Consider the following 23792-nt stretch of genomic DNA (forward strand, 5'->3'; position numbering starts at 1 on the left):
CGTGGTCGAGCTCACCGTCCGCCTCGTCGTGTCGCTGGCCGTCGTCGTCGGCCTCATGCTGCTGCTCGCGCGCCTGGGTGGCCGCAAGTTCCGCGGCGGCGCCGGCACGCCGGTGCGCGTCGTGCACCGGCAGGCGTTGACGCGCGGCTCGGCCCTGACGGTCGTCGAGGTCGGCGGCCGCGTGCTCGTGCTCGGCACCACCGAGCAGCAGGTCAACGTGCTCGCCGAGCTCGACCCGTCGGAGGTCGAGGGCGCGACCGTGCCGGCCGCGACCCCCGACGACACCGCCCACACCACCGACGGCGTCGACGGCGCCGAGGGGGACGAGCCTGCCCTCGAGGACGAGGTCGTCGAGGAGGAGGTCGAGCCCGACCTGCTCAGCCCCGAGGAGCTGCGCGTGCTCGCCGAGCTGGCCGCTCTCGACGAGGACGCCGCGACGGAGGAGCCCGCCGACCAGGAGGTGCTCGAGCTCCCCGCCGGCCTGCCCTCCCTGGTGCCCGCGCACCTCGCCGGCCTCGCGGGCCTCGCCGGCTCCGCTGCGCTGGCGGCCGACGCCGCCGCGGTCGCCGCCGCCCCGGCCGCCGCCCCGCTCGTGGTCGTCCCCGCGCCCGCTCCGGCTCCCGTCGCCTCAGAGCCCGTCCGCGGGCGACGCTGCGCCGCCGTGCCGGTCGACTCGGCGCCCGTCCTCACCTCCGTTGGTCACCGCCTCGGTGCCCCCGCCGCCGCCCACGCCGGCGGTGGCCGCCGCATCGCGACCCGGGTCACCGCACCCGTCCCCCACCCCGACACCGCGACGACCCCGCAGGACGCCCCGGTGCCGGCCGCGCCGCCGGCCACCCCCGCGGTGGCCGCCACCCCCGCACCCCCGCCGTACGCCGTGTCCGCACCCGTGCGCGCCGCCGTCGCCCGCCCCGCGGTCTCCCTCGACGACTTCCTCGCGAGCGTCGGCATCGACCCGGCCACCGCGACGATGCCGCAGACCCTGGCCGCGACCCCCGCTGCGACCCCCACGGCACAGCCGGCCGCCACCCCGGCACCTGCCCCCGCAGCTGCCCCCGCCGCCGAGCCCGCCCGCGCCCCCCGCCGCACCCGCGCCCCGCGCGAGGTGGCGGCGCAGCCGAGCGGCCCGCTCGCCGGCTCGGTGCTCTCACCGCAGACCTGGCGCCAGGCGATCGCCGCCGTCCGGCGGGCCTCGTGACCCTCGTCCGCCGCGCTGCCGCGACCCTCGCGGCGGTGGTCCTCGGGGTGCTCCTCGCCCTCGTCGCGGCCCCCGCCCAGGCGCAGCCGACGCTGCCGGAGCCGACGCCCGGCCAGACCGACGGCCAGACCGACGGCCCCGCCGGCACCCCGCAGGACGGCCAGGACGAGCCGGGCGTCGACGGCCCCGCAGGCCCCACCGGCCCGGGGGTCGACCCCGGCGACACGGTCTCGATCGACCTGACCGGCCTGTCCGGCACGCCGAGCACGTCGGTCACGGTCATCATCGGCCTGACGCTGCTCTCGCTGCTGCCCGCGATCCTGCTGACCTGCACCAGCTTCACGAAGATCCTCATCGTGCTGGGCCTCACCCGCAACGCGCTGGGCCTGCAGCAGACGCCGAACAACCAGGTGCTGGCCGGGCTCGCGCTCTTCCTCAGCCTCTTCATCATGGGCCCGGTGCTCTCGGAGATCAACGAGGTCGGGCTGCAGCCCTACCTCGACGGCGACAAGACCACCAGCGTCGCCTTCGAGGACGGCCTCGAGCCGCTGCGCGAGTTCATGCTCGACCAGACCGACAGCGAGGAGCTGACGCTCCTCACCAACGTCGCCGGGCGCGAGCTGCCCGAGGACCGCGCCGACGTGCCGACCGCCACGCTCATCCCGGCCTTCGTGCTGAGCGAGCTCAAGCAGGCCTTCGTCATCGGCTTCATCATCTTCATCCCCTTCCTCGTCATCGACATCGTCGTGAGCGGGGCGCTGATGGCGCTGGGCATGATGATGATGCCGCCGGTGATGGTGTCGCTGCCCTTCAAGCTCCTGCTGTTCGTCATGGTCGACGGCTGGGCGCTGATCATCCGTTCCCTCGTCGCGAGCTACGGCTAGGCGCCGCGCGCCCGCCACCGGAGGACCCCTGTGACCGACACCGCCGTCATCGAGATCGCGCTCAAGACGATGCTCGTGGCCGCCAAGCTCTCCGCCCCGATCCTGGTGACCTCGCTGGTCATCGGCTTCGCGGTCTCCCTCTTCCAGTCGATGACGCAGATCCAGGAGTTCACCCTCGCCTTCGTGCCCAAGCTCGTCGGCGTCGGCATCGCGCTGCTCGTCAGCGGCAACTGGATGCTGCACACGCTGATGGCCTTCACCCACGACCTCTTCGACGCCCTGCCGTCGATGCTGGGCTGACCCAGACCAGACCCGGACCCGTGACCCTGACCGTCGCCGGCGAGCCGCTGCTCGCCTTCCTCCTCGCCTCGGTGCGCATCGTGGCGTGGCTGGCGATCGTGCCGCCGTTCTCGACGCGGTCGGTGCCGGCGATGGCGAAGGTCGTGCTGTCGCTGGGCCTCGCCTTCGCGGTCGCGCCGTCGCTGGCGCGCTCGACGATGCCGACCGGCACCTTCGAGCTGGCCGCGACCGCGCTCACGCAGGCGGCGGTCGGCCTCGGCATGGGCTTCGTGACCATGCTGCTCTTCGCGGCGATCGGCGCGGCAGGCAGCCTGGTCGACGTCTTCGGCGGCTTCGCGGTGGCGCAGATCTTCGACCCGCTGTCGATGAACATGAACACGGTCTTCGGCAAGTTCCACCAGCTGCTCGCCACGATGCTCCTCTTCGCCAGCGGCGGGCACCTGCTGGTCATCGGCGGGCTGCTGAAGACCTTCCACTTCCTGCCGATCGGCGAGACCCCCGACGTCGACGGCCCGGGCCTGCTCACCACGGCGTTCTCGATGTTCTTCGTGACGGCCGTGCAGATCGCGCTGCCGTTGATCGCGGTGCTGTTCATCGCCGACGTCGGCCTCGCGCTGCTGACCAAGGTCGCCCCGCAGATGCAGGCGATCAACGTGATGTTCCCGGCCAAGATCGGGCTCACGCTCGTGCTGCTGGGCCTGTCCTTCCCCGTGCTGCCCGAGGCGCTCGACCGGCTGGTCGACCTCGCCCTCGAGGCCATGGCCACGATCGCCGGCGCGGGCGCCGGCGCCGGCTGAGGGAGGTGCGGTGGCCGACAGCAGTGAGGAGAAGACAGAGAAGCCGACTCCGAAGAAGAAGAAGGAGTCGCGCAAGGAGGGGCAGGTCCCCCGCACCCAGGAGCTGGGCGGGTGGCTCTCGATGCTGGCCGTCGGGCTGGCGCTGCCGCCGCTGGTCGGCCGCGAGCTCGAGGCGCTGCGCACCCTCATGGCCGCCAGCGTCACCGCGATCGAGGACGCCTCGATCGCCGTCGCCCTGCAGCTGCTCGGCGACGGCGCCCGCCACGTGCTCGTGGCGCTGGTGCTCCTGGGCTGCGGCGTCATGGTGGTCGGCGTGGCCGGCACCGTGGCCCAGGGCGGCTTCTACCTCGCGACCAAGGCGGTCAAGCCGAGCGCCAAGAAGCTCAACCCGATCTCGGGCGCCAAGCGCATCTTCGGCACGCAGGCGCTGTGGGAGGGCGCCAAGGTGCTGCTCAAGAGCGCGGTCGTCGGCTTCCTGGCCTACGGCGCGGTCAAGGCGATGGTGCCGATGGTCGGCGGCCTGGTGCCGATCCCGGCCGTCCTCACCGCGGTGGCCGACGAGGCGCTCGGCCTCATCCGCAACGTCGCCGTCGCCGGGGTCGTGATGGCTGCCGCCGACTACGCCTTCCAACGCCGCAAGGTCGGCAAGCAGACCCGGATGTCGCACTCCGAGGTCAAGCAGGAGCACAAGCAGGCCGAGGGCGACCCGCTGCTCAAGGGCGCGATCCGCAGCCGCCAGATGGCGATGTCGCGCTCGCGCATGATGGCCGCGGTCGCCGACGCCGACGTCGTCCTCGTCAACCCCACGCACGTGGCCATCGCACTGCGCTACGACGCGGCCCAGGGCGCGCCGCGCGTCGTCGCCCGGGGCGCCGGCGCGGTCGCCGCGAAGATCCGCGAGCGCGCCGCCGAGCACGACGTGCCGCTCGTCCGCGACGTGCCGCTGGCCCGCGCCCTCTACGGCGCCTGCGACGTCGGCCACGAGATCCCCGCGGAGCTGTTCGCGGCCGTGGCGCAGGTGCTGGCCTTCGTCATCAGCCGCCGCACGGCGGGCCGCACCGGCGGCGAGCACCGCTCGCCGCGACCCGAGGGCGCGCTGCCGGAGCTCCCGACGGGCGGTCGGCGGCGCCGGTCTGCACCAGCGGACGCGGTTCCCTCAGCAGCGCTGGCACCCGGCCGATAGGGCCGTCGGGCTCCAGGACGGAGCCCGCACGCGGCGCCACGGACGGCGCGCACCCCTCGTGAGAGAGCGACCCGTCCGTTGCCCCTGAAGCGCCTGACCCAGCTCGGTGTCCCCGTCGGCATCGTGATGATCGTCGTGATGCTCGTCGTGCCGCTGCCCGCGGTCGTCCTCGACCTGCTGATCGCGCTCAACATCACCGGTGCGCTGCTGGTCCTGCTCGTCGCGATGTTCGTGCGGCGCCCGCTCGACTTCGCCGCCTTCCCCGCCGTCATCCTCGTCATGACGCTCTTCCGCCTCGCGCTCAACGTCAGCGCGACCCGGCTGGTGCTGCTCGACGGCTACGCCGGCAAGGTCATCGACACCTTCGGCCACTTCGTCGTCGGCGGCTCGCTGATCGTCGGCCTCATCGTCTTCTCGATCCTGCTGGTCATCCAGTTCGTCGTCATCACCAACGGCGCCGGCCGCGTCGCCGAGGTCGGCGCCCGCTTCACCCTCGACGCCATGCCCGGCAAGCAGATGGCCATCGACGCCGACCTCAACTCCGGGCTCATCGACGAGGACGAGGCCCGGCGCCGACGCGCCGAGGTGCACCAGGAGGCCGACTTCTACGGCGCGATGGACGGTGCCTCGAAGTTCGTCAAGGGCGACGCCATCGCGGCGATCATCATCACCCTGGTCAACCTGGTGGGCGGCTTCGCCGTCGGCGTCGCGCAGCTGGGCATGCCCTTCGGCGAGGCCGTGCAGACCTACAGCCTGCTGACCGTCGGCGACGGCCTGGTCTCGCAGATCCCGGCCCTGCTGCTCTCGGTCGCGACCGGCCTCATCGTCACCCGCAACACCGGTGACGAGGACATGGGCTCCGACATCCTGCGGCAGCTCACGGCCAACAAGGTGCCGCTGCGGGTCGCCGGCTTCGCCGCCCTCGCGCTCTGCCTCATCCCCGGGCTGCCCAAGCTGCCGTTCATCGTCGCCGGCGGGATCATGCTGCTCGCCTCCGCCCGGGTGGGCGAACCGGAGGAACCGGCCGACACGGGCGCGGAGCTCGAGCCGGTCGCGGTCGCCGACTCCCCCGAGATGCTCGCCTCGGAGATCCAGATCGACCCGCTCGGCCTCGAGCTCTCCGCCGACATCATCGACCTCGTCGACACCGCCACCGGCGGCGACCTGCTCGAGCGGGTCAAGGCGCTGCGCCGCAAGGTCGCCACCGACATCGGCATCGTGGTGCCGCCGGTGCGCACCCGCGACAACCTCGACCTGCCGCTGCGCACCTACGCGATCAAGCTCTTCGGCATCGAGGTCGCGCGCGGCGAGGCCCCCTCCGGCACGGTGCTCGCGATCGGCGACTACCTCTCCGCGCTGCCCGGCGAACCCACCCGCGAGCCCGTCTTCGGGCTCGACGCGAAGTGGATCCCCGCCGAGATGCGCAACCAGGCCGAGCTGGCCGGCGCGACCGTCGTCGACCGCTCGTCGGTCGTCACGACCCACCTCGCCGAGGTCGTCACCACCCACGCCGCCCGCCTGCTCGGCCGCGAGGACGTCAAGCTGCTCACCGAGGTCGTCAAGCGCACGCACCCGGTCGTCATCGAGGAGCTCACCCCCGCCCAGCTCAGCCTGGGCGAGGTGCAGCGGGTGCTGCAGGCGCTGCTCGACGAGCAGGTGTCGGTGCGCGACCTGGTGCGCATCTTCGAGGCGCTCTCGTTGCGCGCGCAGGCCACGAAGGACGTCGACGCGCTCGTCGAGAGCGCCCGCGCGGCGCTCGGTCCCGCCATCGCCGCGCCCTACGTGGTGCCCGGCGAGGGCGGTGCGACCGTCCACGTCATCAGCCTCGAGCCGCACCTCGAGCAGCGCATGCTCGAGTCCATGCGCCTGGGCGACCAGGGCGCGGTGATCGCGCTCGACCCGGTCACCGGCCAGCACGTGCTGACCCAGCTCGCGCGGCTCGTGACCGACGCCGAGAACCTCGACGTCCGCCCCGTGCTCGTCTGCGCCCCGCAGATCCGCGCCGCGGTGCGCCGCCTGGTGCGACCGGCGCTCGAGAAGCTGCCGGTGCTCGCCTACACCGAGCTCAGCGGAGCTCAGCAGGTGCGCGCCGTCGGCACCGTGACCGCCGAGCCCACCATGGCGGTGACCGCGTGAGCCCCCTCAACGGCACCGTGCTCCTGGCCGCCGCGGTGGTCGCCTCCCCCGCGCTCTACGGCGGGTTCGTCGGCGGCACGATGCCCACCGACACCGCCCTTACCCGCTACCTGGTCGCCGTCGGCGCGTGCTGGGTGCTGTTCTCGGTCATGGTCGAGCTGGTCCTGCCCTCGCGCGACGAGGTCGCCCGTGCGGTGCAGGCGCGCGACGCCGCGGCGGCCGCCGAGCGCGCGGCGTCCGCCGACGCCGCCCCACCGGCGTACGACGTGCCGCCCGGCAGCGGCGCGAGCGACCCCGCCGCCTGAGCCCGCCGCCTCAGCCCCCTGCGCCCGCCGCCTGAGCCCGACCCGAGAGGAGCCCCGCGTCGGCTCAGCCGTCGACGAGCGTCGTGATGTCGGTCGCCAGCTCGGAGGCGGAGGTGTCGCTGCGCCACACGATCGGCGCGTCGCCCGCTTGGTCGACGCCGACGACGTAGGTGCCGTGCAGGTCGGGGTCGGCGGCGACGCCCTCGCTGCCCTCGTCGACGAAGATGCCGACCGACCGGCCGAGGCTGGCGGTCTGCGCCAGGTCGGCGCGCACCCCGGTGAAGTCGGGGTCGAAGCGGGCGAGGTAGTCGGTGAGCACCGGCGCGGTGTCGGTCTCGGGGTCGGTGGTGACGAAGTAGACCTCGACCTCCTCGCGCACCTCCGGCTCGAGCCGGGTCAGCGCGGAGGCGACGGTCGCCATCACCGCCGAGCAGACGTCGGGGCACGAGGTGTAGCCGAAGAAGAGCAGGCTCAGCCGGTTGTCCTGCTCCTCGCCGAAGTCGACGGTCTCGCCGGCCACCGTCGTCAGCCGTGCCGACTCGACCGCGAAGGGCGGGTCGACCACCGTGCCGGTCAGGGCGGCGGGCTCACTCCCGGAGCACGCGGCGGCCAGGCCCAGCAGCGCGGTCGCGACCACGGCTGCGGCCCGGCCGCGGCCGCGCCCTGCCCGCGCGGCCCTCACGCCGACACCGCCTCGAGCGCGGTCGCCGCGAAGGCGGCCTCGTCGGTGATCTCGCCGAGGTGCGCGCGCACGGCCCGGCCGTCGACGAGCGCGACGGTCATCGGCAGCGCCCGCGGCGGCACCTGGCCGTCGAGGTCGACCAGCAGCTGGCCGGTGGGGTCGACGTAGTTGGGGTAGGTCACGCCCGTCTCCTCCAGCATCGCCGCGACCGGGCCGGGGTCGCGCTCGCGCGCCAGGCCGACGACGGGCAGGCCGGTGCGCCGTCCCACCCGCTGCAGCAGCGGCAGCTCGCGACGGCACGGCGCGCACCAGGTGGCCCACACGTTGACCAGGAGCGGGCCGGCGAGGTCGACCTGGGCGGGTCCGGTCACCGCCGTCACGTCGCCGAGCCGCACCTCACGGCCGTCGAGGTCGACCCACCCGGCCTCGGCGGCGGTGGAGCCGCGCCGCGACCCGGCCTCGCCGGACCCGGCGCACCCCGCGGCGAGGAGCCCGAGGCCGCCGGCGACGGCGCCGAGCACGAGGCGCCGGCCCACCGGCCGGGTCGTCGACGTCAGGGGGTGGCGCGAGGGGTTCACCACGTCGACGGTACGTCGCACCCGCCGCTGACCGGAGGCCGTGCGGCGCACGTCACGCCGGCGCTGCGGTCACGAGCCGAGCGGGACGCTCCACTCGAGCCGCGTGCCGTGGGGCTCCTCCGGCAGCAGCTGAAGGTCGCCGCCGAGGTCGGCGGCGCGGCGGCGTGCGTTGCGCAGGCCGCTCTCCTGGCGCTCGACGGGCATGCCGACCCCGTTGTCGGTGACCGACAGCGTCAGCCGGTCGGCCTCGAGGACGACCTCGACGACGCACGCCTCGGCGCGGGCGTGCCGCGCGACGTTGCTCAGCGCCTCGCGCAGCGTGGCCAGCAGGTGGTCGCCGACCCCGGCGTCGGCGCCGCCGTCGACGGCCGTGTCGACCGGCCCCGCGGTGCGCACGAGCGGGGAGAAGCCGAGCGTGGGGACGTACTCCCGCACCAGCCCCCGCACCTCCTCGCGGAAGGAGGTCGCGCGCCGGTGCCCCAGCTCGAAGATCGTCGAGCGGATGTCGCGGATGGTGGTGTCGAGGTCGGCGACCGCGTCGGAGAGCCGGTCGCGCACCTCCGGCACGACCGCGCTGCGCCGCACGCCCTGCAGCTGCAGGCCGGTGGCGAAGAGCCGCTGGATGACCACGTCGTGCAGGTCGCGCGCGATCCGCTCGCGGTCGGCGACCAGCATCAGCTCCTGGCGCTCCGCGAGCGCCTGGGCGCGGTCCATCGCCAGCGAGACGTGGTCGACGAAGCCGCGCACCCGCTCGACCTCCTCGTCGTCGGGCGGGCGTCGGTCGGCCGGCCACGCGAGCAGCAGCAGGCCGGCCCGGGTCAACCGCGCCGGCACCGGCAGCAGCAGCACGGGCTGCCCACCGGAGTCGCGGGTCGAGACCGGCGCACCCTGCTGCTCGGCACGCTCGACCTCGACGCGCAGCTCGCGCAGGAGCGCCTCGGCGTCGACCCCGTCGCGACGGTCGCCGACGAGCTCGTGGCCCTCCGCGAGGGGTCGCACGAAGGTGCCGAGGTCGGCACCCGCCGCGTCGCGGGCCACGCGCACGACGTCGGGCAGCACGTCGACCATCCCCGGTCGGGGCTGCAGCAGGTCGGTGGCCCGGGCCGCCGCCTCCAGCCAGACCTGGCGACGCTCGCTGCGCTCGTAGGCGCGGGCGTTGTCGAGCACGTAGCCGGCGGCGTGGGCGAGCGCGGCCACGAGCGTCTCGTCGTCCTCGGTGAAGCCGCCGTCGTGCTTCTCGGTGAGGTAGAGGTTGCCGAAGACCTCGCCGCGGATCTTGACCGGCACGCCGAGGAAGCTGCGCATCGCGGGGTGGCCTACTGGGAAGCCGTGGGCACGCTCGTGGCCGCCGATGTCGGTGAGGCGGAGCGGGCGGGGGTCCTCGGTGATCAGCCCGAGGATCCCGAGGCCCTGCGGCAGCGAGGCGATGGGGGAGGCCTCCCACGCGCTCAGCCCGTGGGTCACGAAGTCGCCGAAGCGGCCCTCCTCGGTCATGACGCCCAGGAAGCCGTAGCGGGCGCCGACGAGCGTGCACGCGCTGTCGACGAGGCGCTGCAGCACCCGGTGGACCTCGAGGTCGGAGGTGATGGCGACGACGGCGTCGAGCAGCGCCCCCGCGGCGTCGGGAGCCGACGGCTGCGGACGTGGCGGGGCACTCACCGGCCCATCGTAGGCGCGGGGGCGCCGAACGCAGACGACCCGCAGACGTGGTCACCCCAGAGGGGGGACCGCACCGGCGGACGTGCGACCGGTTCGTCTGCGGGTCGGGTGGCTGCGGTGGATTCGCCAGCAGCCCTGTCGGCTATCAGCCGGCTGCTAGCGCGCAGCCACCTCACGCGTCCTGAGTGAAACCATGTTCTCGGACCACCTCCTTCCTCGTGTGCGACGAGCCTACGTCGGCGACCCGGGGGGCTCAACGGGTTTCCGCCGCGCTCACGGCTGCAGTCGCACGACCTCCCACCGGCCGTCGACGCGGCGGTGGACCAGCCGGTCGTGCAGCCGGCCCGTGCGCCCCTGCCAGAACTCCACGACGTCGGGGCGCACGCGGAAGCCGCCCCAGTGCTCGGGCACCGGCACCTCGCCGGGGAAGCGGGCCGCCACCTCGTCGTACGCCGCCTCGAGCGCGGCGCGGTCGGCGACCGGCTGCGACTGCTCCGAGGCCCACGCCCCGAGCTGGGAGCTGCGGGGGCGGGAGGCGAAGTAGGCCGCGACCTCGTCGCGCGGCAGCGGCGAGGCGGTGCCCTCGACGCGCACCTGCCGCTCGAGGGGGTGCCACGGGAAGAGCAGGGAGCACGCCGGGTTGGCGGCGAGGTCGCTGCCCTTGCGCGAGCCCAGGTTGGTGAAGAAGCGGAAGCCGCGCTCGTCGACCCCCTTGAGGAGCACGGTGCGCACCGAGGGCCGCCCCGCGGCGTCGGCGGTGGCGACCACGACGGCGTTGGGCTCGTGGAGCCCCGCGGCGCGGGCGTCGTCGAACCACCGCGCGAAGGTGACGAGCGGGTCTCCGTCGAGGTCGGCCTCGTCGAGACCGCCACGGGCGTAGTCCTCGCGCAGGTTCGCCAGCTGCCGCGTCAGGTCGGGCGCCGAGTCGGGCGTCGGGCTGGGCGTCGGGTCGGGCGTCGGGTCGGGAGCCACACCGGGAGGGTAGGTCGCGCCCCCGGGGAGCGGGGTGCAGAATGCCCGGGGGCCCGCGCCGGGCCGCGCCCACCGGGCCGCGACTGCGCCGGCCGTCCACCCCTGGACCGACGAAGGAGTCGACGCATGACCGAGGTGCACCACGGACTGGAGGGCGTCGTCGCCTTCGAGACCCAGATCGCCGAGCCCGACAAGGAGGGCTCCGCGCTGCGCTACCGCGGCGTCGACATCGAGGACATCGTCGGCCGGGTCCCGTTCGAGAACGTCTGGGGCCTGCTGATCGACGGCGCCTACACCCCGGGCCTGCCGCCGGCCGAGGCCTACAACATCCCGGTGCACACCGGTGACGTGCGCGTCGACGTGCAGGCCGCGATCGCGATGCTCGCCCCCGCCTTCGGCTTCCGCCAGACCTACGACATCTCCGACGAGCAGGCTCGCGCCGACCTCTCCCGGGTCGCGGTGATGGTGCTGTCCTACGCCGCGCAGTCCGCCCGCGGCCTGCACCAGCCGGTCGTGCCGCAGAGCGAGGTCGACGCCGGCGCCACCCTGGCCGAGAAGTTCCTCATCCGCTGGAAGGGCGAGGCCGACCCCAAGCACGTGAAGGCGATCGACGCCTACTGGTCGTCCGCGGCCGAGCACGGCATGAACGCCTCCACCTTCACCGCCCGCGTCATCACCTCGACCGGCGCCGACGTGGCCGCCGCCTTCTCCGGCGCGATCGGCGCCATGAGCGGCCCGCTGCACGGCGGCGCCCCCTCCCGGGTGCTCGGCATGATCGAGGAGGTGGAGCGTCGCGACGGCGACGCCGCCTCCTACGTCAAGGAGCTGCTCGACAGCGGCGAGCGCCTCATGGGCTTCGGCCACCGCGTCTACCGCGCCGAGGACCCCCGCGCCCGCGTGCTGCGCCGCACGGCGCGCGAGCTCGACGCGCCGCGCTACGAGGTGGCCGAGGCACTCGAGAAGGCCGCGCTGGCCGAGCTGCGCGAGCGCCGCCCCGACCGGGTGCTCGAGACCAACGTGGAGTTCTGGGCCGCGATCGTCCTCGACTTCGCCGAGGTGCCCGCGCCGATGTTCACCTCGATGTTCACCTGCGCGCGCACCGGCGGCTGGTCGGCGCACATCCTCGAGCAGAAGCGCACCGGCCGCCTGATCCGCCCGTCGGCGGTCTACGCCGGCCCGCCGTCGCGCCCCGCCTCCGAGGTGGAGGGCTGGCAGGACGCCTGGGGCGAGGGCTGAGCCCGCCGGAGGCCCACCGGCTGCACCGCCCCGACGGCTCGTCGTGGGCGGTGACGCTGCACCGGGCGGCCGACCCCGACGCGGCGGTCGTGCTCATCGTGCCGGCGATGGGACTCGGCGCGCGGTGGTACCGCCCGCTCCTGGAGGCGCTCGCCGCGGCGGGGGTCCACGCGGCCGCCACCGAGACCCGCGGCCACGAGGAGGGCGCACCGCCGCCGGGGCGCCGGCACGACCACGGGTACGCCGACCTGGTCGCCGACCTCGACGCCGCCGCCCGGCTGCTCACCGACGAGGTGGGCGGGCCCCTCGTGCTGCTCGGGCACAGCCTGGGCGGGCAGGTGGCGAGCGCGCTGCTCGCCCAGCGACCCGACGCGGCCGCCGGGCTGGCCCTGGTCGCGAGCGGCTCGCCGTACTGGCGCGACTGGCGCCGCCGTCCCGACGACGCCGCGGGCTGGGGCGCGGTGCGGCTCCTCGCGCTCACGCAGGGAGCCGCCCTGCTGGCCCGGGTCCTGGGGCACTTCCCTGGCCACCGCTTCGGCTTCGCCGGGCGGGAGGCCCCGACCCAGACCCGCGACTGGGCGCGACTGGCCCGCACGGGGCGCCTGCGCTTCGCCGGGCTGGACGGGCGGGTGCGCGATCACACCGCCGCGCTGCGGGGGCTGCGCCTGCCGGTGCTCGCAGTGACGCTCGACGGCGACGACCTGACACCGCCGCGCAGCACCGACGGGCTGCTGCGCTGGTGGGCGGCAGCCGACGTGGAGCGCCACCACGTGTCGCCCGCGCCCGGCAGCGGGCTGAGCACCGACCACCTGCGGTGGGTGCGGACGCCCGCCGTGGTGGTGCCGGTCGTGGCGGCGTGGGTCTCGCGGGTGGCCGTCGGCCCGAGCCCTTGAAGACGGCTAGTACACTCGGCCGTCGAGGGGAGTACCTCACCAAGCAGCGTCCGGTCACCACGGCGGTCCCACGTCCGCCCCGGTCGCTCGCCCGCTCCGGCGGGTGAGGGAGACCTCGGACGCTTCCCCCTGTCCGAGGAGACACCTGTGCTCGACACCATCGGCACCCCCACGCTGTGGGCCGTCACGATCGGTGCGGTCATCGCACTGCTGGTGATGGACTTCCTGCTGACCCGCAAGCCCCACGAGGTCTCGATCAGGGAGGCCACCGGCTGGTCCGCCTTCTACATCGCGCTCCCGCTCGCCTTCGGCGCCTGGATCTGGAACGAGTACGGCACCGACCGCGGCGTCGAGTACCTCACCGGCTACCTCGTCGAGAAGTCGCTGAGCGTCGACAACCTCTTCGTCTTCATGCTCCTGCTCACCGCCTTCGTGGTGCCCAAGGAGCTGCAGCAGCGCGTGCTGCTCTACGGCATCGTCGGCGCGCTGGTGCTGCGCGGCATCTTCATCGCCCTGGGCGCCGCGGCGCTGTCGGCCTTCGACTGGGTCTTCCTCGTCTTCGGCCTGATCCTGGTCGCGACCGCCGTCAAGATCCTCCGCGACACCCTGTCGGGCCACGACCAGGAGGTCGACGTCGACTCGATGCGCTCGGTCCAGCTGGCCCGCCGCATCTTCCCGGTCACCCCCGACTACGAGGGCCCCAAGCTGTTCTCGAAGGTCGACGGCAAGCGCGCCATCACGCCGCTCTTCCTGGTCGTCCTCGCGGTCTTCATCACCGACATCGTCTTCGCGGTCGACTCCGTGCCGGCGGTCTACGGCATCACCGGTGACCCCTACCTCGTCTTCGCGACCAACGCCTTCGCCCTGCTCGGCCTGCGCGCGCTCTACTTCGTGCTCGAGGCGGCGCTGTCCAAGCTGATCTACCTCGGCTACGGCCTGGCGGCGATCCTGGCCTTCATCGGCGTCAAGCTGGCCCTGCACTGGGGCCACACCGTGTCCCCCGACGTCCCGGAGATCCCGACCGTCGCCTCGCTGCTGGTCGTGCTGGGCATCCTGACCGTGACGGTCGTCGCGAGCCTCGTCGCGACGCGCGGCAAGGTCGCCGACATCGAGCGGCCCGAGCCCGGCACGAGCGACGCCGAGGCCTACGTCGACTACGACGAGGTCGGCCACCGCGACTGAGGCCGTCCGGCCGCGCCGCGTCGTGCGGCCCGCCCGCAGCTGCGTGCGGACCGCACGACGCACGGCCCAGGAGAGGGAGCCCGGGCTCAGGTGAGGCGACGGCCGAGGTGCCGCGACAGCGGCGCGTCGGCGTAGTGCCCGAAGGCGGGCACGGCGACGTAGCCCGAGGAGGCGTAGAGCGCCAGCGCCTCGGGCTGCATCGTGCCCGTCTCGAGCACCATCACCTCGGCCCCGGCCGCGCGCGCCGTGGCCTCCAGGTGGGCCAGCACGCGCCGGGCCAGGCCCCGGCCACGGGCGGCGGGGCGGACGTACATGCGCTTGACCTCGGCGGTGGTGCGCGACCCGAGCGCCTCGACGTCGTCGCGACGCCGCCACGCCCCGGTCGCGACCGGCTCGGCGCCGAGGTAGCCGACGAAGAAGCTGCCGGCCGGGGGCTCGAAGTACGCCGCGTCGAGCGGCGTCTCGTCGGGCCCGCCGTAGCGGCGCACGTACTCCTGCTGCACCTCGGCGACCAGCAGCTGAGCGTCGGGGTGGTCGAAGGGCACGCGCAGGAGCGCGAGCGCTCCGGCGTCCGGCGGGGAGGCGGGCTGCGTGCTCAGGGTCGGTCTCCGGATCCGGTCTGTCGAGGTGGGCTGCGCCGCGGCGGCGGGGGGTGACAGACTAGGACCCGGCTGACAGCGTCGTCACCGCAGCACCGGCAGCACCACCCTGACACCGGAAGGCACACTCCGTGACCGACGCGATCCAGATCCCCGCCGACCTCCTGCCCGCCGACGGCCGCTTCGGCGCCGGGCCCTCGAAGATCCAGACCTCGCACCTCGACGCACTCGCCGCGACCGGGCAGTCGCTGCTCGGCACCTCCCACCGCCAGGCGCCGGTCAAGAAGACCGTGGGCCGGGTGCGCGAGGGGCTCGCCGCGCTCTTCGACCTGCCCGAGGGCTACGAGGTCGTGCTCGGCAACGGCGGCGCGACCGCCTTCTGGGACATCGCCACCTTCGGCCTCGTGCGCGACAAGGCCCAGCACCTGGCCTTCGGCGAGTTCTCCTCGAAGTTCGCCAAGTGCACGCAGGCCGCGCCGTTCCTCTCCGACTCCTCGGTCATCAGCAGCGACCCGGGCTCGCGGCCGTCGCCGGTCGCCGAGGCGGGGGTCGACACCTACGCCTGGGCCCACAACGAGACCTCGACCGCCGTGATGGCGCCGGTGCTGCGCCCCGAGGGCGCCGACGACGACGCGATCGTGCTGGTCGACGCCACCTCCGGTGCCGGTGGTCTGCCCGTCGACCTCTCGCAGGTCGACGCCTACTACTTCGCGCCGCAGAAGTGCTTCGCCTCCGACGGCGGCCTGTGGATCGCGATCATGTCGCCCGCCGCGCTCGCCCGCGTCGAGGAGGTCAAGGCGAGCGGCCGGTGGATCCCCGACTTCTTCGACCTGCCGACCGCGATCGACAACTCCCGCAAGGACCAGACCTACAACACCCCGTCGGTGGCCACGCTCTTCCTCATGGCCGAGCAGCTCGACTGGATGAACGCCAACGGCGGGCTGACCGGCATGGTCGCGCGCACGACGCAGAGCTCCGACGCGCTCTACGGGTGGGCGGAGGCCTCCGACGTCGCCACGCCGTACGTCGTGGACCCGGCGCACCGCTCGCTGGTGATCGGCACGATCGACTTCGACGACTCCGTCGACGCCGCGGCCGTCGCGAAGGTGCTGCGGGCCAACGGCGTCGTCGACACCGAGCCCTACCGCAAGCTGGGTCGCAACCAGCTGCGCATCGCGATGTACCCCGCGGTCGACCCCGCCGACGTCGAGGCGCTCACGCGCTGCGTCGACCACGTCGTCGAGCGGCTCTGACCCGCTGACGTCGTCCGCTCAGGTCGTGCGCCCCACGCGGGAGCGCACGACCTGGGCGGCGTCACGGCCGTAGGCGACGATCCGGGCCTCGTCGAGGTCCCACCCGCCCTCGGCGAACACCTCGAGCGCGGCGTCGACCGACTCCTCGCGCGACCAGCCGTAGACCCCCGCCGAGACCAGCGGGAAGGCGACCGTGCGGGCGCCGAGCTCCTCGCACACCTCGAGCGCGCGGCGGTAGCAGGACGTCAGCAGGGTGCGGTCGGTCTCGCCCGCGTGCCGGTCCGGCCCGACCACGTGCACCACCCAGCGCGCGGGCATCCGCCCCGCCGTGGTCCAGCCGGCGTCGCCCGTGGCGAGGCCGTCGGGGAAGCGGCGCCGGCAGTCGTCGAGCACCTCGGGACCGCCCGCGGCGTGGACCGCCCCGTCCACCCCTCCCCCGCCGCGCATCCGCCGGTTCGCGGCGTTGACCACCGCGTCGACCTCCTGGGCGGTCAGGTCGCCCTCCACCACCGTCACGTCCACGCTGCCCCCTCAGCCGCCTCAGTCCCGCGCCAGCAGGCGCAGCGTCGCGCGCTCCAGCGCCGCCTGCCGCTCGTCGGGGTTGTCGTAGTCCTTGCCGGTCGCGGCGGCGATGGTGTCGCCCCGCTCGTAGGCCTCGACGACCCTCGGGTCGACGTAGGAGCTGCGCGCCAGCGTGGGGGTGTTGCCCAGGAACTGCGACACCTCCTTCATCGCCCCCGACACCGCGCGCTTGCGGGACGCCTTGGTCTCGCCGTGCTCGGGCGTCTCGGCCAGCGCTGCGGCAGCGAGCACCGTGGCGTGCCACGTGCGGAAGTCCTTGGCGGTGGCCTGCAGCCCGGTCGACTCGCGCACGTAGTCGTTGACCAGGTCGGGCAGCAGCGAGCGCCAGGACCGGCCGTGCTTGTAGGACAGCAGCCGGGCGTCCTGCCCGCGTCGGCGCCGCATCACCTCGATCGCCTCGACGACCACGCGGTCGTCGATCTCGATGCGGTGCTCGACGCCCGACTTGCCGACGAAGGCGAAGACCAGCTGGTCCTGCCGGCGCCGGACGTGGCGCCGCTCGAGCGTGGTGAGCCCGAAGCTGCCGTGCGTGTCGGCGTACACGTCGTTGCCGATGCGGAAGTAGCCGAGGTCGAGCAGCCGCACCGCCGCCGCGCAGGCCCGCTCCAGCGGCATGCCCTCGCGCCCGAGGTCGGTGACCACCAGCTCGCGGGCGCGGGCCAGCGCGGCACCGAACTCCTCCATCCGCGCGAACTTCTCCGCGTCGCGACGGGTGCGCCACTCGGGGTGGTAGAGGTACTGCCGGCGCCCGGCGTCGTCGGTGCCGACCGCCTGCAGGTGGCCGTTGCGGTGCGGCGTGATCCACACGTCGCGCCAGGCCGGCGGGATGACCAGCGCCTCGACCCGCGCGCGGTCCTGGGGCGCCAGGCGCTGGCCGTGCTGGTCGAGGTAGGCGAAGCCCGACCCCGCCCGCCGCCGGGTCCACCCCGGCTGGTCGGGCGACGTCCGCCTCAGCCGCACCATGCGCAGAACGTACCGACCTGCGCCCTCACCCGGGCGGGAGCGGCCGCCGCCGGTGCCCGCCCGTCGGAGTCCCCGGCTGACCGGTGACTCCTGCACTGGGGGCCCGAGAACTCGGGCCACAAGTGCAGGACCTGGGCCACAAGCCCGGTGAGTACGCCGTTCAGGCGCCGCGCGGGCGGCGCACCAGCGCCCAGCCCGCCAGGCCGACGACCGCGACGACCAGGGCACCGCCGGCCCACGACCACGGCCCCGGCTCGGCGCCCTCGGGCCGGGCTGCGGGTGGCGGCTCGGGCGCACCCGGGTCGGCAGCGCGGCGGCCCTCCAGCACGGCGCGGAGCGGCGGGGGGACGGCCACCGCCAGCACCGGCTGCCGCAGCCCCTCGCTGCTGACCAGCACCCGACCGTCGCCGCTGACCGCGAGCCCCTCGCCCTGCCGCTGCCGCGGCAGCGGCAGGTCGCCGACCGGCTCGAGGCCCGGCCAGGTGTAGCCGCGAGCACCGCCGTAGCCCCGCACGAGCAGGTGCCGGCCGTCGGGCCAGAGGGCGGCGTCGGTCGCGAGCCCCAGGACGCCACCGAGGGGCTCGGTGACCACCTCGTCGCCGGGGCCGGCCCCGCGGGGCAGTGCGTGCACCGTGCCGCCGAGCACGTCCTTCGTCACGATCGCCAGCCGGCCGGTGCGGGGGTGGCGCACCAGCGACTCCGCGTCGTGCGCGCCGTCGGGGTAGGACACGGTCAGCGGCTCCGCCTCGACGCTGCGCTCGCCGCGGCCGACGGGCACCTCGTAGAGCCGCACCTCGTCGCGGGAGCGGGCGTTGTCGCCGATGTCGGCGACCCAGACGCGGCCGGGCCCCGCGGGTGCGAGCGCCTCGACGTCGTCGACGTCGGAGCCGTCGGTCGGCTCGAAGGTGGTCGTGCCCACGGTGTCGCCGGTCGCCGGGTCGACCGCGAACACCCGCGCCTCGTCACCGGAGTCGTTGACCGTCAGCACCAGCCCGCCGCCCAGCAGCGGACCGTCGACGACGAGCCCGGAGGACTCGACGACCTCGGCGTCGGTGAACCGGAAGAGCTCCTCGCCCCCCGGTCCCGCCGGCGCGGCTGTGGACCCCGCGAGGAAGGGCACGGCGAGCGCCACGGACGCGAACGCCTCCGACCTGTTCACGACGTGCTCACCACCCGCTCGCCACCCGCTCACGGCCCGCTCGAGCCGGGCGACCCCTCGAGCAGCACCGCGAGCGCGGGCGTGAGGCCCCACGCGCCGACGAGCTCGTCGTACTCGTTGCGGACGCCGCCGCCCTTCACCGGCGGACCGGTGCGCACCGCGCGCAGCAGGGTGTTGCGCGGCGTGTGCTCGCTCTCGACGAACTCCACGACGTCGACCCGGTAGCCCTGCAGCCGCAGCAGCGAGGCGCGCAGCGCGTCGGTGAGGGTGTCGGCGAAGCGCTCGCGGAGGATGCCGTGGCGGGTGAGGGCGGCGTACGGCGCGGGGGTGGGCGCGCGCCGCAGCTGCGCGGCCACGTCGTGGTGGCAGCAGGGGGCGGCCAGGACGAGCGGTGCGCCCCAGCCGACGGCGCGCGCCAGCGCCTCGTCGGTCGCGGTGTCGCAGGCGTGCAGCGCCAGCACCACCTCGGGCGCCGCGTCGAGCTCGACCCCGGCGATCGAGCCGACCACGAACTCGCCGGCCGGCAGCCCGGTCTCCTCGGCGAGCCGGGCCGCGAGGGCGGTGCCGTGGTCGCGGGCCTGCTGCTTCACGTCGACACCGGTCAGCCGCACCGGCAGGCCGCGCACGTGGGTGAGGAAGCGCTGCGCGGCGAAGGTCAGGTAGGCGTTGCCGCAGCCGAGGTCGACGATGCGCAGCGGGTCGTCCTCGGTGGGCGTGCGCAGGTGCCCCTTGGCGAGCGCGTCGGTGACCGAGGCGTCGAGCAGCCGCAGGAACTCCTCGACCTGGCGGTACTTCGCCTGCCGGCTCGGCTTCGCCCGCCCGGAGGCGTCCGAGATGCCCAGGGCGACGAGCACCGGGTCGTCCTCGGGGAGCAGCCGCCCCTTGTCGCGGTCGTGCGCGCGGTCGGCGGCGACGGGCTGGGCGCGGTCCTGGGTGTGCAGCACCGCGTCGCCCTTCTTGGTCACCCGCACCTGGTGGGTCTGCGTCGTCGTCTCGACGTGCCAGTTGCCGAAGGGCTGGTCGAGCAGGTCGTCGACGGCGTCGCGGGCGGCGGTCGCGTCGGGGTGGGGGGCGCCGCCGAGGTGGTTGGTGGTGTGCGCCTGCGTCGCGTCGTACGCCGTCACCTGGAGGTGGCGCCCGCCCTTCAGGTCGACCCACCGCAGCTCGACGCGGCGCCACCGCGGGCTCGCGCCCTTCTGGCGGCCCGACGCGACCGCGCGGACGAGGGTGGCGTCGTCGAGCAGCGCCGCACGGACCCGGGAGAGCACGCGCAGCAGGGGCTCGGTCGTCGAGGCCACGGCGCCCTCAGAGCAGCGCGGAGACGACGACGACGGCGATGAGCCCGGCCAGCGCCAGCGGGATGACGAGGCGGCGGTAGCGGGGGTTCACCCCGCGAGCCTACCGGCGGTCGGGCAGCCGCGAGGCGAGCAGGTCGGCGAGGTGCACCGCGGTGACGCCCGCCAGGTCGGCCAGCTGGTGGCGGCACGAGACCCCGTCGGCGAGCACCACCGCACCCGGCGGCGCCTCGCGCACCGCGGGCAGCAGCCGGGTCTCGGCGACCGCTCGCGAGACCTCGCCGTGGCCGCGCTCCATGCCCCACGAGCCCGCCAGCCCGCAGCAGCCGCCGACGCGGGTCACGCGGGCACCGGCGCGGATCAGCAGCGCCTCGTCGCGGTCCCAGCCGAGCACCGAGGCGTGGTGGCAGTGCGGCTGGGCGACCACCTCGACACCCGTGAGGTCCGGCAGCGGCACCGCGAGCCGCTCCAGCAGCTCGGCCAGGGTGTGCACCGCGCCCGCGACGAGCTCGGCCCGCGGGTCGTCGGTGAGCCGTCGCGCGTCGTCGCGCAGGGTGGCCACGCACGACGGCTCGAGGCCGAGGAGCGGCGCGGCGGACGCGGCGTACGGCGCGAGCGCGGCGAGCGTGCGCTCCACCCGCCGCCGCGCCGCGTCGAGCTGTCCGGTGGTGACGAGCGTCAGGCCGCAGCAGGCGTCGAGGTCGACCACCCGCGCCTCGAGCCCCGCGCTCGCCAGCAGCCGCACCGCCGCCTCCGCTTGCCCCGCCGCGAACCGGTCCGTGAAGGTGTCGGCCCAGACCCACACGTCGGGGGCGGGCGCGTCTCCGGCCGTGCCCGCCACCCCCGCCGCGCGCGCACCGGCGCGGGCGGAGGGGACCGCGAGGGGCGGCAGGGTGCGGGCGGGGTCGGTGCCGGCGAGCGCCGCGGCCAGCCGGCGCCCGGCGGTGGTGCGGGCCACCGCGTTGAGCACCCCCGCCACCGGCGCCGCCAGGCGGGCCCAGGTCGGCAGCCGGCCCAGCGCGTAGTGGCTGCGCGGCCGCAGCCGGCCCCGCCAGCGCTGGTGCAGCGCCTCGGCCTTGTACGTCGCGACGTCGACGCCGGTGGGGCAGTCGCGCGCGCAGCCCTTGCAGGCCAGGCAGAGGTCGAGCGCCTCGTGGACGACCGGGTCGGCGAGGTCGCGCACGAGTGCGTCGCTGCCGGGGCCGGCGTCGAGCGCCTCCTGCAGCACCCGCGCGCGGCCGCGGGTGGAGTCCTTCTCCTCGCGCGTCGCCACCCACGACGGGCACATCACGCCGCCGCCGGCCGGCGCCCGCCCCAGCTCAGGGCCGGGCGCCACGCACGCACCCACGCCCGTGCACCGGTGCACCGCGGCCGCCATCGAGCCGCCGTCGTCGACGAGGCGGAGCGCCAGCGGAGGCTCGCGGCGGGGCCGCGGCGGGCGCAGGTCGGCCGTCGCGGCCGCGGGGTCGACCAGCACGCCGGGGTTGAGCACGCCGTCGGGGTCGCACACCCGCTTCACCGCGGCGAAGAGCGCGAGCGAGGACGCGTCGTACATCAGCGGCAGCAGCGACGAGCACGCGCGGCCGTCGCCGTGCTCGCCGGAGAGCGACCCGCCGCGCGCGGCGAGGGCGCGCGCCGAGGCCTCGAGGAAGTCGGAGAACCTCCGCACACCCTCGGCCTGTCGCCCCGCGGCGGTCTCCTCCGCGAAGGGCACGTCGACGCGCACGTGCACGCAGCCGTCGCCGAAGTGGCCGTAGGGCACCCCTGCGAGCCCGTGCGCCGCGAGCAGCTCGTCGAAGTCGCGCAGCCACCCGCCGAGCTGCTCGGGCGGGACCGCCGCGTCCTCCCAGCCCGCGTGCGCGGGCCGGCCGAGGCTCCGCGCCGCCAGGCCCGCACCGCTCTCGCGGATCCGCCACAGCGCCGCGGCCTCCTCCCCCACGACGACCCGCGAGCCCAGCGCTCCCGCCGCCGAGACCACCCGGGCGGCGTGCGCCGCGGCCTCCCCCGCGGAGCCGCCCGCGACCTCGACCAGCAGCCACCCCGAGCCGGTGGGCAGCTCCGGCACGGCGTGCCTCGGCCGTGCGCGCACCAGGTCGACGATGCGCGCGTCGAGGCCCTCGCACGCGGTCACGGCGCCGCCGACGGCCGGACCGCAGGCCGCGAGCAGTCCCGGCACCGCGTCGGCGGCCTCGGGCATCGAGGGGTAGCCCAAGGCCACCAACGCCGTGGCGGGCGGGTCCGCGGCCAGCCGCACGGTCGCCTCGAGGACCAGCCCGAGCGTGCCCTCCGACCCGACCAGGAAGCGGTCGACGCGGCGTCCGCGCTCGGGCAGCAGGTGCTCCAGCGCGTAGCCGCTGACCTGCCGCGAGAAGCGGCCGAAGCCGGTGCGCACGCGCGCCAGGTCGCCGTCGACCACGTGGCCGAGCCGCGCGGCCAGCGCCGCGCCCGCCCCGGCCTCCGCCCCGATCTCCGCCCCCTGCCCCGCTCCGGCGGCCGGCCCCACCGCCACCACCTCGCCCGTGCCGAGCGCGACCCGCAGGCCCTCGACGACGTCGGAGGTGCGCCCGTAGCCGAGCGCCCGCGACCCGCACGCGTTGTTGCCGACCATCCCGCCGACCGTGCAGCGGGTGTGCGACGACGGGTCGGGGCCGAGCCGCAGCCCGTGGGCGCGGGCACGGCCCTGGAGGACGGCGTGCACCACCCCCGGCTCGACCCGCGCGAGCCGGGTGCCGGGGTCCAGGTCGTGCACGCGGTGCAGGTGCCGGGCGCAGTCGACCACCAGACCGGGGCCGACGGCGTTGCCGGCGATCGAGGTGCCGGCGCCGCGCGCGGTGAGCGGCACCCCGGTCGCGCGGGCCACGTCGAGCACCGCGAGCAGCTCGTCGGTGTCGCGCGGCCGGGCGACCGCGCGCGGCGGCACGCGGTAGAGCGAGGCGTCGGTGGCGTAGAGCGCCCGCGTCAGGGACGAGTCGTCGCAACCCTCGACGCCGCGCCGCCGCAGTTCGGCGAGGAGGTCAGAGGTCGAGGGCATGGCGGACCACGTCGAGCGCCTCGAGCCGCCCGGTCCGCACGTCGTCGACCGGCACCCAGGCGACCGCATCGGTGGTGCCGGCCGCCTCGGTGACGCGCGGCTCGGCGTCGAGGGGCACCGACGCCGCGAAGAGCAGGTGGACGCCGTGGTAGTCCTCGCGCCGGCCCGTCGGTGCGGTGCCGGTGAAGTGCACGTCGTGCACGCCGAGCAGCGCGCCGACCTCGCAGGGCAGGCCGCACTCCTCGCGCACCTCGCGCGCCAGCGCGGCCGCCGGCCGCTCGCCGTGGTCGACGCCCCCGCCCGGCAGCGTCCAAGCCCCGGGGTGGTGACCGACCGCGCTGATGCGCGTGAGCAGCACCTCGTCCCCCGCCGACGCCGCCGACCCTCCCGCCCGGCCGCGCCGCCGCACCACGGCGTACGCCGCGAGGCGCTGGACCTGCGCGGGCCGGTGGTCGGCGAGGGCCTCCCGCACCATCGGCACGGTCGGCACGGCCCCCGACGCGACGTCGGCCAGCGGCACCCAGCGGGCCTCGACGGTCGACCCGTCGACCTCGACGACCCGGGGCTCGGGCGCGTCGGGCGCCACCCACCCGTCGTAGACGATGCGCAGCGCGTGGGCGTCGACGCGCTTCCCGTCGCGCCACGCACTGGGGGCGTGGGCGGAGTAGACGCGGGCCTCGGCGCCGACGCGGGCGTCGAGGCCGGTCTCCTCGTGCACCTCCCGCACGACGGCGTCGCGGGGGTCCTCCCCGTGGTCGAGACCGCCCCCGGGCAGCGTCCAGAGCTCCTCCGCGGAGATGCGCGGCGCGATGCGCGAGAGCAGGATCGCGTCGTCGCGCACGATCACGGCGTAGGCCGCGACGCGCTGTCGTCGTGGGAGGTGGCTCACGCGTAGAACGGTAGCG

At 75.4% G+C, this 23792-nt stretch carries 22 protein-coding genes; 11 read left to right on the forward strand and 11 right to left on the reverse strand.

What is annotated here, in order from left to right:
- Window position 1 precedes the first annotated feature (1 nt).
- The 7 genes from BJ989_RS16885 to BJ989_RS16915 all read left to right on the forward strand — a co-directional run bounded on the left by BJ989_RS16885 (window position 2) and on the right by BJ989_RS16915 (window position 6803).
- Window positions 2-1198 carry a flagellar biosynthetic protein FliO gene (locus BJ989_RS16885; RefSeq protein WP_179519194.1) on the forward strand — a complete coding sequence of 399 codons (1197 nt, stop codon included), beginning with the start codon at window positions 2-4 and terminating at the stop codon, window positions 1196-1198.
- Window positions 1195-2082, forward strand: coding sequence for a flagellar type III secretion system pore protein FliP (gene fliP, locus BJ989_RS16890; RefSeq protein ID WP_343049472.1), 888 nt, complete (start codon window positions 1195-1197; stop codon window positions 2080-2082). The genes BJ989_RS16885 and fliP overlap by 4 nt, the downstream gene beginning before the upstream one ends.
- A 30-nt stretch (window positions 2083-2112) precedes the next feature.
- On the forward strand, window positions 2113-2382 hold the full coding sequence (locus tag BJ989_RS16895) for a flagellar biosynthetic protein FliQ (protein WP_179519195.1): 270 nt from the start codon (window positions 2113-2115) through the stop codon (window positions 2380-2382).
- Window positions 2383-2402: 20 nt separating this feature from the next.
- Window positions 2403-3179, forward strand: coding sequence for a flagellar biosynthetic protein FliR (locus BJ989_RS16900; RefSeq protein ID WP_179519196.1), 777 nt, complete (start codon window positions 2403-2405; stop codon window positions 3177-3179).
- Window positions 3180-3189: 10 nt separating this feature from the next.
- Window positions 3190-4362, forward strand: coding sequence for an EscU/YscU/HrcU family type III secretion system export apparatus switch protein (locus BJ989_RS16905; RefSeq protein WP_179519197.1), 1173 nt, complete (start codon window positions 3190-3192; stop codon window positions 4360-4362).
- 78 nt (window positions 4363-4440) lie between these two features.
- Complete coding sequence (gene flhA, locus BJ989_RS16910) at window positions 4441-6498, forward strand: flagellar biosynthesis protein FlhA (RefSeq protein ID WP_179519198.1); 2058 nt, start codon at window positions 4441-4443, stop codon at window positions 6496-6498.
- Window positions 6495-6803, forward strand: coding sequence for a hypothetical protein (locus BJ989_RS16915; RefSeq protein WP_179519199.1), 309 nt, complete (start codon window positions 6495-6497; stop codon window positions 6801-6803). The genes flhA and BJ989_RS16915 overlap by 4 nt, the downstream gene beginning before the upstream one ends.
- Before the next feature lie 64 nt (window positions 6804-6867).
- Here BJ989_RS16915 and BJ989_RS16920 read toward each other — a convergent pair whose 3' ends face one another.
- From BJ989_RS16920 to pdxH, 4 genes are all read right to left on the reverse strand, one after another.
- Window positions 6868-7485, reverse strand: coding sequence for an SCO family protein (locus BJ989_RS16920; RefSeq protein WP_179519200.1), 618 nt, complete (start codon window positions 7483-7485; stop codon window positions 6868-6870).
- Window positions 7482-8063, reverse strand: a complete 582-nt coding sequence (locus BJ989_RS18460; RefSeq protein ID WP_179519201.1) for a redoxin domain-containing protein — start codon at window positions 8061-8063, stop codon at window positions 7482-7484. Before BJ989_RS18460 ends, BJ989_RS16920 begins: the two co-directional genes overlap by 4 nt.
- Before the next feature lie 69 nt (window positions 8064-8132).
- A complete protein-coding gene (locus tag BJ989_RS16930) occupies window positions 8133-9722 on the reverse strand; it encodes a GAF domain-containing protein (protein WP_179519202.1) in 1590 nt (529 codons plus the stop codon).
- Window positions 9723-9995: 273 nt separating this feature from the next.
- A complete protein-coding gene (gene pdxH, locus BJ989_RS16935) occupies window positions 9996-10694 on the reverse strand; it encodes a pyridoxamine 5'-phosphate oxidase (protein WP_343049473.1) in 699 nt (232 codons plus the stop codon).
- A 126-nt stretch (window positions 10695-10820) separates the two neighbouring features.
- Between pdxH and BJ989_RS16940 the strand changes: the two genes are divergently transcribed.
- The 3 genes from BJ989_RS16940 to BJ989_RS16950 all read left to right on the forward strand — a co-directional run bounded on the left by BJ989_RS16940 (window position 10821) and on the right by BJ989_RS16950 (window position 14005).
- Window positions 10821-11930 (forward strand): citrate synthase 2, encoded by a 1110-nt coding sequence (locus BJ989_RS16940; protein ID WP_179519203.1) that lies wholly within the window; start codon window positions 10821-10823, stop codon window positions 11928-11930.
- 50 nt (window positions 11931-11980) lie between these two features.
- Window positions 11981-12823: an alpha/beta fold hydrolase gene (locus tag BJ989_RS16945; RefSeq protein ID WP_179519204.1), complete on the forward strand. Its 843-nt coding sequence runs from the start codon at window positions 11981-11983 to the stop codon at window positions 12821-12823.
- 147 nt (window positions 12824-12970) lie between these two features.
- Complete coding sequence (locus BJ989_RS16950; protein WP_343049474.1) at window positions 12971-14005, forward strand: TerC family protein; 1035 nt, start codon at window positions 12971-12973, stop codon at window positions 14003-14005.
- 86 nt (window positions 14006-14091) lie between these two features.
- Here BJ989_RS16950 and BJ989_RS16955 read toward each other — a convergent pair whose 3' ends face one another.
- Window positions 14092-14550 (reverse strand): GNAT family N-acetyltransferase, encoded by a 459-nt coding sequence (locus BJ989_RS16955; RefSeq protein WP_179519205.1) that lies wholly within the window; start codon window positions 14548-14550, stop codon window positions 14092-14094.
- A gap of 185 nt (window positions 14551-14735) precedes the next feature.
- On the opposite strand from BJ989_RS16955, the gene serC reads away from it, so the two are divergent.
- A complete protein-coding gene (gene serC, locus BJ989_RS16960) occupies window positions 14736-15857 on the forward strand; it encodes a phosphoserine transaminase (RefSeq protein ID WP_179519206.1) in 1122 nt (373 codons plus the stop codon).
- Between the two features lie 18 nt (window positions 15858-15875).
- On the opposite strand, the gene BJ989_RS16965 is transcribed toward serC, so the two are convergent.
- From BJ989_RS16965 to BJ989_RS16990, 6 genes are all read right to left on the reverse strand, one after another.
- Window positions 15876-16379, reverse strand: a complete 504-nt coding sequence (locus tag BJ989_RS16965) for a macro domain-containing protein (RefSeq protein WP_343049475.1) — start codon at window positions 16377-16379, stop codon at window positions 15876-15878.
- An 18-nt stretch (window positions 16380-16397) separates the two neighbouring features.
- Window positions 16398-17402: a DNA topoisomerase IB gene (locus BJ989_RS16970; RefSeq protein WP_179519207.1), complete on the reverse strand. Its 1005-nt coding sequence runs from the start codon at window positions 17400-17402 to the stop codon at window positions 16398-16400.
- Window positions 17403-17562: 160 nt separating this feature from the next.
- Window positions 17563-18561, reverse strand: a complete 999-nt coding sequence (locus BJ989_RS16975; RefSeq protein ID WP_179519208.1) for a WD40 repeat domain-containing protein — start codon at window positions 18559-18561, stop codon at window positions 17563-17565.
- A 29-nt stretch (window positions 18562-18590) separates the two neighbouring features.
- Complete coding sequence (locus BJ989_RS16980) at window positions 18591-19859, reverse strand: methyltransferase (protein ID WP_179519209.1); 1269 nt, start codon at window positions 19857-19859, stop codon at window positions 18591-18593.
- A 100-nt stretch (window positions 19860-19959) separates the two neighbouring features.
- The gene (locus BJ989_RS16985; RefSeq protein WP_179519210.1) at window positions 19960-22887 is read right to left on the reverse strand and encodes an FAD-binding and (Fe-S)-binding domain-containing protein; all 2928 of its coding nucleotides are present in this window, start codon (window positions 22885-22887) and stop codon (window positions 19960-19962) included.
- Window positions 22871-23776 carry an NUDIX domain-containing protein gene (locus BJ989_RS16990; RefSeq protein ID WP_179519211.1) on the reverse strand — a complete coding sequence of 302 codons (906 nt, stop codon included), beginning with the start codon at window positions 23774-23776 and terminating at the stop codon, window positions 22871-22873. The genes BJ989_RS16985 and BJ989_RS16990 overlap by 17 nt, the downstream gene beginning before the upstream one ends.
- Window positions 23777-23792: the final 16 nt, after the last annotated feature.

It is taken from the genome of Nocardioides perillae (genome assembly GCF_013409425.1).
Classification (GTDB): Bacteria; Actinomycetota; Actinomycetes; order Propionibacteriales; family Nocardioidaceae; genus Nocardioides; species Nocardioides perillae.